General features: G+C 75.5%; 9 protein-coding genes and 1 pseudogene. 8 read left to right on the forward strand and 2 right to left on the reverse strand.

The features are described 5' to 3' along the window. Positions 1-982, reverse strand: a pseudogene (locus ABD323_RS29815) (AfsR/SARP family transcriptional regulator); the annotation flags it as partial. Between the two features lie 625 nt (positions 983-1,607). Here ABD323_RS29815 and ABD323_RS29820 point away from each other — a divergent pair. The 5 genes from ABD323_RS29820 (at position 1,608) to ABD323_RS29840 (ending at position 7,711) form a co-directional block, all read left to right on the forward strand. Then, on the forward strand, positions 1,608-3,485 hold the full coding sequence (locus ABD323_RS29820; protein ID WP_344445120.1) for a CocE/NonD family hydrolase: 1,878 nt from the start codon (positions 1,608-1,610) through the stop codon (positions 3,483-3,485). Positions 3,486-3,587: 102 nt separating this feature from the next. Continuing rightward, positions 3,588-3,986: a nuclear transport factor 2 family protein gene (locus ABD323_RS29825; RefSeq protein WP_344445121.1), complete on the forward strand. Its 399-nt coding sequence runs from the start codon at positions 3,588-3,590 to the stop codon at positions 3,984-3,986. A gap of 779 nt (positions 3,987-4,765) precedes the next feature. Next, on the forward strand, positions 4,766-5,479 hold the full coding sequence (locus ABD323_RS29830; protein ID WP_344445122.1) for a hypothetical protein: 714 nt from the start codon (positions 4,766-4,768) through the stop codon (positions 5,477-5,479). A 172-nt stretch (positions 5,480-5,651) separates the two neighbouring features. Beyond that, complete coding sequence (locus tag ABD323_RS29835) at positions 5,652-6,152, forward strand: hypothetical protein (protein ID WP_344445123.1); 501 nt, start codon at positions 5,652-5,654, stop codon at positions 6,150-6,152. Continuing rightward, positions 6,143-7,711, forward strand: coding sequence for a copper resistance CopC/CopD family protein (locus ABD323_RS29840; RefSeq protein ID WP_344445124.1), 1,569 nt, complete (start codon positions 6,143-6,145; stop codon positions 7,709-7,711). The genes ABD323_RS29835 and ABD323_RS29840 overlap by 10 nt, the downstream gene beginning before the upstream one ends. On the opposite strand, the gene ABD323_RS29845 is transcribed toward ABD323_RS29840, so the two are convergent. Beyond that, on the reverse strand, positions 7,600-8,460 hold the full coding sequence (locus ABD323_RS29845) for an SDR family oxidoreductase (protein ID WP_344445125.1): 861 nt from the start codon (positions 8,458-8,460) through the stop codon (positions 7,600-7,602). The two genes, ABD323_RS29840 and ABD323_RS29845, sit on opposite strands and share 112 nt — an antisense overlap. A gap of 154 nt (positions 8,461-8,614) precedes the next feature. Between ABD323_RS29845 and ABD323_RS29850 the strand changes: the two genes are divergently transcribed. The 3 genes from ABD323_RS29850 to ABD323_RS29860 all read left to right on the forward strand — a co-directional run. Next, positions 8,615-9,325: a class I SAM-dependent methyltransferase gene (locus ABD323_RS29850; RefSeq protein ID WP_344445126.1), complete on the forward strand. Its 711-nt coding sequence runs from the start codon at positions 8,615-8,617 to the stop codon at positions 9,323-9,325. 121 nt (positions 9,326-9,446) lie between these two features. After that, positions 9,447-10,613: an FHA domain-containing protein gene (locus ABD323_RS29855; protein ID WP_344445127.1), complete on the forward strand. Its 1,167-nt coding sequence runs from the start codon at positions 9,447-9,449 to the stop codon at positions 10,611-10,613. A gap of 60 nt (positions 10,614-10,673) precedes the next feature. After that, on the forward strand, positions 10,674-13,007 hold a 2,334-nt coding region (locus ABD323_RS29860; RefSeq protein WP_344445128.1), incomplete at its 3' end, for a serine/threonine-protein kinase.

The raw sequence follows: 13,007 nt of genomic DNA on the forward strand, positions 1-13,007 counted from the left end.
GAGGGGCGGGGGGGGGGGGGCCCCCCCCCCCCCCCCCCCCCCCGGTCTCGGTGACCGTGGCCGCCTCGGTGGGTGCGGACGGTTCCGGACCGGGGTCCGTTTCCGCTGCGGTCGTTCCCGCCGCCACCTGCGCCACCTGCGCCACCTGCGCCGCCGGTCCGCCGGCCGGCTCGCCTGCCGGCTCGGTCTGCACGGTGGCCCGCGGGCGGGCCGCGCCGAGCAGCGCCGGGTCGTTGCGCAGGATCCGCTGCCGCACGGCCCGCAGCTCGGGGCCCGGGTCGACGCCCAGCTCCTCGGCGAGCAGCCGGCGGACCTGGTCGAAGACGGCCAGCGCGTCGACCTGGCAGCCGTTCTGGTAGAGCGCCCGCATGAGGAGGGCGTACGGTCGCTCGCGCAGTGGGTGCTCGGCGGTCAGGTCGCGCAGCGCGGGCACCGCCAGGGTGTGGTCGCCCAGTTCCAGCTGCAGCCCGCAGTGCTCCTCCAGCAGGCTGAGCCGCAGCTCGCCGAGCCGGGAGCGCTGCTGCTCGGCGAAGGGGCCCGGCAGGCCGGTCAGTGGTTCGCCGCTCCACAGGTCCAGGGCCTCGCCGAGCAGCCGGCGGGCGGTGCGCGGCTCGCCCTCGGCCCGGCCGGCGCCCAGCGCGGCCGCGGCCAGCCGCTCCACCCAGAGCGCGTCCACCGCCTCGGTCGCCACCGCCATCCGGTAGCCGTCGCCCACCGAGGCCAGCAGCCCCGGGGCGCAACCGCCCTGGTCCAGCACCTTGCGCCAGCGCCAGGCGTAGGTGCGCAGCATGGCGGAGGCGCTGGTCGGGGCCGTCTCGCCCCAGAGCGCGCCGATCAGCTCGGCGGCGTTGGTGGCCCGGCCGCCGCGCAGCAGGAGCACGGCCATCATGGCCTGCTGCAGGGGCGAGCCGACCGCCAGCGGCCGGTCACCGCAGTGCGCCCGCATGGCGCCCAGCAGGTGGAAGCGAACGGATTGGATCATGGAACGAACGGCCCCCTCGTGCACACTGCGCCGACCTCACCGGCCCCCTGGTAGCCGGCCGGCGGAGATCAGTACGCGACCGGTGGCGGAATTCGCAGCCCGCACCGCCCCTCCGACCTCCCGACCGGGGGGTGAGCATAGCTCCGATGATCGACGGACTCACAACGGCACACCAGCCGCCAATCAAGGCTGCCCTTTCGGGCCATCCGGCCATCCGAAAGCCCTGGTCCGAATGCCGGGCCCCCACCGCACCGCGCCGGCGCCGTGCGGCGCACCGAGCGCCGGTCGGAATTCCCCCGAACGGGCCGTGCGGGAAAGCGGGTTCGGCGCGACAACGTCGTCCGTACCGATAGTGTCGCCGCCCGGATGACGGCGCGAGCGCTATTGCGACGCCGGCGGCACTCCTGCTGACGTCGGTCCGACGCTCACGGCGGACGCGGGGTACCCCGCCCGTTCCGCACGCGCCCACCCGCCCGGCCGGCCCCAGCCGCGCGCGGCCGCACCGGCGCCGGGACGCCGGTCACCACCCGCACCGGGAGCCATTCGCGAGCCCCGGACGTTTCCCTGACGAACCGTCAACTCGATTCAGGGGAAAGAACGTTATCGGACCCAGGGAGGACCACTCATGGCACCACCCCGCTCCGCCCGCCGGTCGTTGATCGCGCTGCTGGCCGTGCTCGCCGGCCTCGCGTTCTCGACCGCCCCGGCGGCGGCCGCCGCCGCCCGTGCGCTACCGCGCGAGCAGTCGCTGTACGTGACCATGCCCGACGGCGTCCGGATCGCCGTCGACGTCCGGCTGCCGGCCGGCGCCACCGCCGGGCAGCAGTTGCCGACCGTCCTGGAGACCGAACGGTACTGGCGTGCCACCGAGCACGCCGACGGGTCCGTGAGCGACCCCCACGGAGCGTCCGCGGAGCTGTGGAACGCGCGCGGCTACGCCTACGTACTGACCGACCTGCGCGGCACCGGCGCCTCGTTCGGCACGCTGGAGGCCGAGCTCGGCAGCACCCTGATCGCCGACAGCGGCTCGCTCGCCGACTGGATCGCCGCCCAGCCGTGGTCCGACGGCCGCGTCGGGACGACCGGCGTCTCCTACGGCGGCGACACCGCGATGCTCTCCCTGGGCCTGCGCAACCACCACATCACCGCCGCCGCGCCGATCTCCTACGACTTCGACCCCTACGAGGACCTGGTGCGCCCCGGCGGGCTGCTGATCGAGCCCCGGGTCGCCGTCTACGGCCTGCTGCTGCGGATCCTCGACCGGACCGGCGGCACCACCTGCGCCACCAGCGCCCAGACCCAGCAGCTCTGCGCCGCCTACGGGCTGACCGGCGCCGTGCCGAAGCCCGTCGACGGGCCGGACGGGCCGGCGCTGCTCGCCGCCGCGCGGGCCGAGCACGCCGGGAACGCCAACCTGGTCGACTTCGCCCGCGCCGGGGTCGGCCGCGACTACACCGACGGCCCGCAGAGCTGGGCGGTCACCGGCGTGTCGCAGGTGAGCGCCGCGATCAGGGCGGGCGGCGTGCCGGTGCTCACCGACGCCGGCTGGCTGGACGCCGGCACGGCCGACGGCGTGCTCTCCCAGTTCACCGGCCTGTCGAACCCCCAGGACGACTGGATCGGCCCCTGGAGCCACGGCCAGGGCTACCTCGCCGACCCGTTCGTGCCCAGCCGGCCGCTCACCGCCGCCGAGCGGCAGCAGATCGCCGACCGGACCATCGCGTTCTTCGACCGCTACGTCAAGGGCGGCGAACACCCCGACGGCGACCGCCTGGTGCACTACTACACGCTCAACGAGGGCACCTGGCGCACCACCGACCGCTGGCCGGTGGCCGGGACCCGGAACCAGCGGCTCTACCTCGCCGACGGCGACACCCTCAGCCGGCAGCGGCCGCAGTCGACCCCCGGCCGGTCCGACGCCGACCCGCTGACCCTCAACCCCACGGCGGGCACGGGTCCGTTGGACCGCTGGAACACCAACCTGACCGGCGATCCGGTCAGTTACCCCGACCGCGCGGCCGTCGACGGCGAACTGCTCAGCTACACCGGCCCGCCCGTGCGGCAGGACACCAGGGTGACGGGCCTGGGCCGGGTGACCCTCGACGTGACGGGCGTCAGCGGCGCGAGCGACGGAGCGCTGCACGTCTACCTGGAGGACGTCACCCCGGACGGCCGCGTCACCTACGTCACCGAGGGCCAACTCGCCCTGGCCGACCGGGCGGTCGCCCCCTGCTGGAGCAACCCTGACTGGCGCCGGCTGCGCACCCCGCGCAGCTACGCGGCCGCCGACGCGAGCCCCTTCCCGCAGGGCGCGCCGCAGCAGGTGACCCTGGACCTCCAGCCGACCTCGGTGCTCTTCCGGGCCGGCGACCGGATCCGGCTGACCGTCGCGGCCGCCAACCCCGACTCCTTCCAACTCCTGCCCGCCGACGGCAAGGCCGCCTACACCATCGGCCACGGCACCGCACGGCCCTCCTACCTCGACCTCCCGGTGGTCGGCTGAGGCGCCCGGGCGCCCGCCGCTGTTTCGCCGCATGCCGGGGGTCGAATGCCGAAGGCCGGAGAATTCTTCCGGACGCATGCGCACGGGTGTTACTGTCCCGCCATGTCCAAGAACGAGATCGACCAGCTGACCGCCGAGTTCTACGGCGCATTCGACAATCGGGGCGGTAGGACCGCCGATGTGGACCGCCTCCGCCGGCTGATCATTCCGGGCGGTGTCATCGTCGTGACCGGGGCGAAGTTCACGGTCTGCACGGTGGAGGAGTTCATCGCCCCCCGCGAGCGGCTGCTGAGCGAGGGCCGGCTGGTCGAGTTCTTCGAATGGGAGACCGTCGAGCGGACCGACATCGCGGGGGACATCGCCTCGCGGTTCGGCGAGTACCGCAAGTCCGGCACCCTCGACGGCGAGCCGTACGAGGGCGGCGGGAGCAAGACCTTCCAGTTCGTCCGCACCCCGGAGGGCTGGCGGATCGCCGCCTTCTCCTGGTACGAGCAGCCCTGACCGCACCCGGTGCCCGCCGGCCGGCTCCGGCCCGCGAGGCCGACCCGCAAACGGCCGCTGCCGTCCGCCCCCCAGGGGCTGGGCGGCAGCGGCCGGCGCGTGTACCATTGCACTGGATCGCGGCCGGAGCGGCTTTGCGGCTCGCCTTTTCCGGGGAGCGGCGCTGCTGCTCCCCGGTGCTTTTCCGTATTCCCGTGGAGGTGTCACTCCGGGAATGCGTTCGGGTTTGTCGACCACGTCCGGTGAATTCTCCCCGGGCGCCCGCCCCTGACGGTCCGGTGGGGATTCCGTGCTGGCCTTTTGCCGCCTGTCCGGGTCCCGCGTTCGCCCCGGGCGTCCGCCGCCCGCCGGCCCGCCCCCGTCCGGTCGCCTGCCCGCGCGTGCCCGGCGCCGTCCGGCGTCCCGCCGCCGGGTCGCGGGCCGATCGGGTCGGGGTCCAACTGGTGCCCGAGGTGGCGGAGTTGCCGGTCCGACAGTCGGCCGGGCGGCTCGAAAATTGGTCTGGACCCAATGGACTAGACCTTAATGGTCCAGACCCTTGACGGGCCTACTGGGCGGATGTAAACGTACAACTCAGCCCTCAGCGGGGTGTCCTGAGAAGAAGCGCCGTCTCCGCGTGTTCCCCCACTGCTCCGAGCCGGCGTCAGCACGGTGCTTCGACGCGGCGTTCGCCACCGCTCCCGCGGCACCCCTTGGGACACATGGCACGCCCGCCGTGGGTCGTCCACGCGTTCGCGCATCCACGCGTTCGCGTTCGCGATCGAAGGGATCGATCCACCATGCACGCACAGTCCACCAGGAGAGGGTTAGGCGCCAGCCTCGCCACCGTCCTGCTGCTCGCCGGTGTCGCGGCGTTCTCCGCCGGGAGCCCGGCGGTCGCCGACCCCAACACCACCACCGCGGTCAGCGCCGGGCCCGCCAGCTACACCCAGGCGGTTCCCACCGGAGCGCCCTCGGAGTACAACGCCCCGCTGGAGCGGTGCGCGAACGGCGTCAACTACCCGATCGGCGGCGCCAACCCGGTGCTCAGCGAGCCGCTGACCACGCAGTTCGCCAGCAACGTCGGGCTGTCGGAGTACGTCACCTTCAGTGGCAACCAGTGGTACGGCGACTGGAACTTCGTCTTCACCAACACCTCCACCCAGACCCTGTCGCCGGACTGCGCGGTGCTGGTCTTCCGTGCGCCGTCGGGCTCCGACAACCACGGGTACACCAGCACCCAGCAGTACGGTCACCCCCAGCAGGACTACCTGGAGGTGCCGCGCGGCGACGGGACGTCGTTCTACATCGCCCGGATCGACTTCCACGACGTGCCGCTGGTGCAGCGTCAGGTCTCGCCGGGGCAGTCCTTCAGCTACCAGCTCGGCGGCATCCCGAACTCCAAGATCACGCTCGCGCAGATCCGTGACTCGCTGAAGTTCACCGCCGACCTCGACCTGAAGGCCAACCAGTCGCTGGTGCAGCACTACGGCACCAACCGACTGACCAACTAGCCCGATTCAGCCCTGCCGCTGACCGGCTCGGGGCGGGTGCCCCCCCCCCCCCCCCCCCCCGCCCCCCCCCCCCGCCCCGCCCCCCCCCCCCCCCCCCACCCCCCTCCCGCCGTCGCCCAGCCCCTGCCACCACCCCCACACGCCTTGTGAAGAGCCAGAATCGGAGAGGCCGTTGCGCCGCGAACCGAATCGGCGGCCCGGTGCCAGGGCGGGCGCCCTGGTCCTCGTCACGGTGGCCGCGCTGGCCACCGGTTGCGCGAGCTCGCCCCGGACCGGCGCCCCCACGCCCCCGACCCCGCCGCAACCCCAGTCCCTGCAGGCCGACTCGGTCGCCTCCCAGGAGTTCGGCCTGCTGGCCGGCGGTGGCTGGGCACCGGCCTGGGCGCTGTGGAGCGACAGTGCCCAGCAGGCCATCAGCCAGGCCGACTTCGTGCGGCTCAACACCGAGTGCCGGCCCCCCGCCGGGATCGCCTACGTGATCGACAGGAGCACGACCCTCGACCCGGCCACGGTACGGGTCGACTGGCACCGGGCCGGCGCCACCGGCAGCAACACCCTGCTCTACCAGGCGGGTCGGTGGCGGTTCGTCCCCGACGAGGGCGCGCTGGCGGAGTACCGCCTCGGCGTCGAGCCACTGGTGCAGCAGAGAAGGGCCGCGGGATCGTGCCACTGAACCGCGGGACCGAGGTCCGGCTGCGCCTCGGCGCGGCCTTCGCCCTGGCGCTGGGCGCGCTGCTGGTGCTGGCCGGACCGGCCGCCGCGCACGCGAGCCTGGTCTCCTGCTCGCCCTCGGACGGGGCGGTGGTCGCCGCTGAGCCGCGGCAGGTGACGCTGCGCTTCTCCGAGGACGTGACGCTGGAGCTGAGTTCGGTCAAGGTGATCGGACCCGACGGGCGCCGGGTCGACAGCGGACCTCCGCGGTCCGCCGCCGGCGCGGACGCCGGCAGCGGCGGGGGCGCGGGCGCGGGCGGTCAGAGCATCAGCGTCGACCTGGCCGCCGACCCGCAGCAGGGCACCTACGTCCTGGACTGGCGGGTGACCGCGGCCGATGACGGCCACACCACCGCCGGCACCCTCACCTTCTCGGTGGGCGCGCCGAGCCGCACCGCGGTCCCCGGCGGCTTCGGCGCCCCCGACCGGGTGACCGACGCGGTCCTCGACCTGGCGGTCTGGCTGGGCCTGGCGGGGCTGGCGCTGCTGGTCGGACCGGCGGCGATCCGCCTGCACTGCCTGCCCGCCGCGGCGCCCGTGGAGACGGCCACCGCCACGACCACCGCTCTCACCGCCGCCGCGACGGAGCCGGCGGCCCGGCTGCGCCGGCTCGCGGCGCTCGGCTGGGCGACCGTGCTCGCCGGGACGCTGCTCCAGCTCTTCGTCTACGGGCCCTCCACCCAGGGGGAGTCGCTCGCGCACACGGCGGACCGGGCGCTGCTGGCCACCACGCTCGCCACCCACCAGGGGCACACGCTGGTGGCCCGGATCCTCCTGCTGGCGCTGGTCGCGGCGGTCGGCGAGGCGGTGGTGCGCTGGGACCGGGGCGCGCTCCCGGCGGTGCTGCTGACGTTGCTGCTGGCCGGCACCTGGAGCGCGATCAGCCACGCGTCCAGCGGCGCGCTGGTCCCGCTGGCCCTGCTGGTCACCACGCTGCACGTGACCGCGATGGCGGTCTGGGCCGGCGGACTCGCCGCCCTGGTGGTCCTGTCGCGGCGCGCGGGCGGAACGGACCTGGCGACCACCACCGCGCGCTTCTCCCGGCTGGCGCTGGTCTCGGTGGCGGTGCTCGCCGCCACCGGGCTCTACCAGGCGCTGCGCGAGGTCGGCAGCCTCGCCGCCCTGACCGGTACGGAGTTCGGAGAGCTCCTGCTGGTCAAGACGGCGCTCTTCCTCCTGGTGCTCGCGGGGGCGGTCGGCAGCCGCGCCAGGGTGGCGCGGCTGCGCGAGCGGGGCGGTTGGGCGCCGCGGCGCTCGGTCCTGCTCGAACTCGCCGGCGTCACGGCCCTGCTGGTCGTCACCGTGCTGCTGATCGGCACCGCCCCGGCCCGGGACACGCCCAAGCCGGCCAGTACCGGCGCGGCCGCCGCGCAGGGCGGAGCCCGCGCGCGGAGCGACGCCCCGACGGGTCACCCCAGGGAGGCTCGGACCACCGCCGTGAGGTCGGTGGCCGGGTGGCCGGTCAGCCGCGGGACGGCGTCGCTGACGCCGTCCAGCTCGCCGGCGGCCACCGCGGTGTAGGTGGAGACCCAGGCGTCGAGCTGCCACGTCGGGGCGCCGTAGCGGGCGCGGGAGGCGTAGGCCTCTTCGACCGTCTCGGCCTGGTAGCGGACCGGGCGCCCGGTCGCGTGCGCGACCACGGCCGCGATCTCCTCGAAGGTGAGCGCGTGCGGGCCGGTCAGGTCGTAGGTCGCGCCGGCGTGCTCGTCGGCCCGGGTGAGCACGGCCGCGGCGGCGTCCGCGATGTCGTCCTGGGCGACGACCGCGGCGCGCCCCTGGCCGCCGGGGCCGCGGATCACGCCGTCCTCGCCGACCATGGCGGGCATGAAGTCGGCGTAGAGGTTGTCGCGCAGGAAGGTGAAGGCCAGGCCGCTGGCGCGGATGTGCTGCTCGGTCTGCCAGTGGTCGCGGGCCAGGGTGAAGGTCGCGTCCGGGGCGGCGCCGAAGAACGAGACGTACACCAGGTGCCCCACCCCGGCCTCGGCCGCCGCGTCGACGAAGGTGCGGTGCTGCTCCAGCCGGTCCGGCGCCTCCGAGGCGGAGACCATCAGCACCCGGTCCACGCCGTCCAGCGCGCGCAGGACGGCCTCGCGGTCACCGAACGCGCAGGGCAGGGCGGCGGAGTCGGGCAGGTCGGGCACCTTGGCGAGGTTGCGCGCGAGCAGCCGCTGCGGGACGCCGGCGGCCGCCAGGCGGCGGGCGACCCGACCGCCGAGGCGGCCGGAGGCGCCGGTGACGGCGAGCGTGGACCTGCTGGGGGCGTCGGCCATCGGGCCTGCTCCGTTCTCCGCCGGGACGGGGTGGCGGCGGCGGTGGGTGGGGACGGGGTGGGGACGGGGGCGTGCGGACACCCCGATCCGTATCAGAGGCCGCCGCCCCCGGCGGCACGACGCGCCCGGGGCCCCACGGCCCTACGCTGGGCCGGTGTTCTCCTCCCAGGGCCCCTCGCTCCGCGACCTGACCGTGCAGGCGCTGTCCTCCGTCGAGCACGGCTACGACCTGCTCGCGCCGACCTTCGACCACACCCCCTTCCGCACCCCCGACCACGTCCTCGACGCGACCGCCGGCGCGCTCGCCCCGCTCGGACCGTTCGAGGCCGGGCTGGACGTGTGCTGCGGCACCGGCGCGGGCCTGCGGGTCCTCCAGCCGCTGTGCCGCGGGCCGGTGACCGGCGTCGACTTCAGCCACGGGATGCTCGACCGGGCCCGCCGCGCCCACCCGGACGCGCGCTGGGTGCGGGCCGACGCCCGCGCGCTGCCGTTCGCCGGGGCCTTCGACCTGGCGGTCAGCTTCGGCGCGCTGGGCCACTTCCTGCCCGCCGAGCGGGCCGCGCTCTTCGCCGGCGCGCACCGCGCGCTGCGCCCCGGCGGGCTCTTCGCCCTCCCGGTCGCGGCGCCGCCGCGGATCACCTCGCCCGGGTACTGGACGCTGTTCGGCTTCGACACGGTGATGCGGGTGCGGAACGCCGTGTGGCGGCCCCCGTTCGTCATGTACTACCGCGGTGCCACGCTGGCGGCGCTGCGCGCGGAGCTGGCGGCGGCCGGCTTCGCCGTGACGTCCCCACCGCTGGCGGAGCTGGGGGTACGTCAGGACGGCAGCCCCCGCTGCCGGTTGGTCCTCGGGCGCAGGATCTGAGCGTCCGGCCCGCCGCCGGGCGGGAATCGCGGATTCCGGCGTGTGCCGCGCCGCCGGGCGCTAGCCTCTACTCCTGTACCGGGCGGCCGACGGCGTGGGGGCAGCAGGCGTGGCGAGTGACATGGCGGCCTTCCGTCGGATGCAACGTCACCTGCGCGGCGAGGCGGAGCGCGCCGACTTCCTGATCGACCTTTCCAACATCGTCCGCGAGCGAACCCTGGGCGGGCCCACGGCCCGGTCGCTGGAGCGGCTGCGCCTGGTGCTGCGGGCCCTGCGCGCCTGGACCGGCGACCAGGAGGTCACCGTCCACGCGATCGCGGACAACAGCCTGCTGCGCCCGCAGTTCGACGGCGAGTTCCCCGACCCGGCGGAGGGCGCGCTGCTGCGCGAGTGGCGCGACCGCGAGCTGATCGCCGCCATCGACAAGGCCGACCCCGACCTGCTCGACCACGCGAAGGTGCTCGGCACCCCGGTCATCAGCGGTGACTCCTTCAAGGGCCACCGGGGTGTCCACCCCTGGATCCAGGGCGACCGCGAGCACTTCCTCAAGCCCGAACGCCCCGCGGGCGGCCCGGTCCGGCTGGTGCCCCGGGACATGCGCGTGCTGGCCGACCAGGAGGTCTCCCGGGAGCGCGAGCGCGACGGGCTCAAGGCCCGCAACCTGCTGGACTTCCGCGGCCGGGCGCGCGCCGACGTACTGGAGCGCTCCTGGCGCTGCCCCCGGCCGGCCTGCTTCCCCAGCCCCGCGATCCGCGGCGGCAAGGTGGTCTGCCGCGCGCACGGGACGCTGCTGACGGACGGCGGCCCGCGCCGGCCCCGGCTGCAGCTCAAGATCCTCATCGACGGGGAGTGCCGCGCCTGGGAGAACCTGACGCAGGACGAGGGCACCGAGTTCGCCCTCGGCCGGCGCCACCTGGCGAGGATCGCGCCGGAGCACCTCGACGAGAAGCGCCGGTCGAGGATCAGCCGCGAGCACCTGCTGATCGTCTGCCGCCGCGGCACGCTCCGGGTGCTCGACACCAGTCGGGTGCGCAGCCGGATGCGCACCCTGCGGCCGGGCGCGGCGCCCACGCCGTGGCGCGACCTGCCGCACCTCGAGGGCCCGCTCGCGACGCCGACCGCGGAGCGGCCGTTCTGCGCCTTCGGCCCGGACGACGAGATCGAGCTGGTCCCCGGGGTCGTGCTGCGCCGCAGCGGCCAGCGCTGGCCGGGGGAGCGGCCCGAGGGCGTGCGCGCCAAACCGCCCAGGCGCTCCGGGGACGGCGACGAGATGACGAGTCTGGGCTGAGTCGTGGTGGGCCGGGTGGCCGGTGGGCCGGGTTCCCGGTGGATCGGGTGAGGAGTTCGGGTGGAGCCGCTGCGGGAGCAGGATCCCCAGGAGATCGGCCCCTACCGGCTGTTCGCGCTGCTCGGCAGTGGCGGGTGGGGGAACGTCTACTTCGCCCGTCCCGCGTTCGGCCGTGCGGTGGCCCTCAAGACGATCCGGCCCGACCGCCTGGAGGTCGACCCGCACCACTTCCGCAGCCGGTTCGCCCGCGAGGTGGAGGCGGCCGGCGCGGTCGACGGGCAGTACACCGCTCAGCTGGTCGACTCCGACGTCCGGGCCCGGGAGCCCTGGTTCGCCACCCGCTACATCCCCGGGGTGAACCTGGGCGAGGCCCTCGACCAGTGCGGGGGACCGCTGCCGCAGCAGACCTGGCGGGTGCTGGCCACCGGCCTGGTGGACGCCCTGCGGAGCATCCACGCCGCCGGCCTGGTGCACCGCGACCTCAAGCTCGCCAACGTCCTGATGGCCCTGGAGGGCCCCTACGTCATCGACTTCGGGATCGCCCGGCACCTCGCCCCCGAGGACGGCGGCACGCTGACCGGCCTCGGGACCGTCCCGCGCACGACCACCTTCGCCGCGCCCGAGCAGCTCCGCGACGAGCGGGTCGGCCCGGCCTGTGACGTCTTCGCGCTGGGCCTGGTGCTGGCGTACGCGGCGCTGAACCGCCACCCCTTCGGCCGCGGCTCGACCAGCGAGATCGAGGCGAACATCCTGCACGACCGGCCGCGGCTCGACGGCCTGTCACCCGCCGTGGAGAAGGTGGTCCGTCCCTGCCTGGAGCCCAGGCCGCAGGACCGGCCCTCGCCGGCCGAGATCGCGGGCCTGCTGGCGGTGAAGGGCAGTGCGCAGCAGGAGTGGTGGCTGCCGCCGGGGCTGCGGTCCGTGGTCGGCGAGCGGACCACCCTCGCGCTCGACCTCCCGCAGCCTATGCGGGACGGCCGGACGGGGCTCGTGCCCGCCGGCGGATCGCCCCTGAACCCGACGCCGACCCCAGCGCCGACCCCGACCCCGACCCCGGCGCAGTTCCTGTCGGACGCCCTGGCCCGGGTGGAGCGCGAACTCGGGGCGCCCGCGACCGGCGGTCCGGCGCAGGAGCCGACCACCCTGCCGCCCGGCGCCACCGGCTCGCCGGCCCCCCGACCGGGCACCGGGGCCGGGGACGACGTCCGCGCGCGGCTGCTGGCCGAGGCCGAGACCGGCAAGCCGGAGGCGATGCGCCACTACGCCGGCTACTGCAAGAAGGCCGGCGAGCTGTCGGCCGCCCTGCACTGGTACCGGCGTTCGGCGGCGGGCGGCAACACCACCGGGGCCCGGGAGGCGGCGCAGCTGATCGAACGGCACTTCCCCGACCAGCAGGGGCAGGTACGGGCGCTCTACCGGGCGGCGGCCGACGGCGGGGACGTGCACTCGATGATGTGGCTGGGCGAGCTGCTGGAGCGGCAGCCGGGCGGCTTGGCGCAGGCGCTGAGCTGGTACGAGCAGGCGGCGGCCCGGAAGCACGAGAAGGCCAAGGAGGCGATCGCGCGGGTCCGGGCCGCCCAGGGCCCCAGGGCGGTGCGCGCTGCCGCTGCTCCGGGTCCGGCTCCTGCTCCTGCTCGTGTCCCCGCTCCCGCCGCTGCTCCGGCCCCCGCTCGTGTCCCCGCTCCCGCCGCTGCTCCGGCTCCCGCTCCGTCGCCGACCCCGGTGCCGCCGGTCGGGGTCGAGGAGGAACTGCTGACCATCCACCGGCCCGCCGCCCTGCGCGGTGAGATCCACTCGATGCTGACCCTGGGGAACTGGTTCAACAAGGAGAAGCGCGAGCAGGAGGCCCTGGTCTGGTACCGCCGGGCCGCGGAGGCCGGTCACGGGCACGGCATGCTGGCGACCGCCCAACTGCTGGGGAAGGACCCCCAGCGGCAGGCCGAGGCGATGCACTGGTACCGCAGGGCCGCGGAGGTCGGCAACAAGGCCGCCCTCCACCGCCTCGGGGTCCGGGCGCGCAGGGCGGGGCAACCGGCCGAGGCCATCGGGTACTTCCTGCGGGCCGCCGAGGGCGGGCACCTGTTCTCCATGGTCGAGCTGGCCGAGCTCCTGGAGGAGAGCGGGCGGCTGGACCGGGCCGCACTGTGGTACCAGCGCGCAGCAGGGAAGGGCCACCCCGAGGCGGGGCAGGCGGCGGAGCGGCTCCGCGCCGCGCAGCCACCGACGAAGGCCACCCCGGCCCCGGCGAAGGCGGCGTCGGCGCCGGCCCCCAAACCCACCCCGGCCGCCGCGAAGCCGAAGACGGCCCCCCCCCCCCCCCCCCCCCCCCCCCCCCCCCACCCCCCCCCCCCCCCCCCCCCCCCCCCCCCCCCCCCCCCCCCCCCCCCCCCCCCC

Source organism: Kitasatospora nipponensis (assembly GCF_039528135.1).
Classification (GTDB): Bacteria; Actinomycetota; Actinomycetes; order Streptomycetales; family Streptomycetaceae; genus Kitasatospora; species Kitasatospora nipponensis.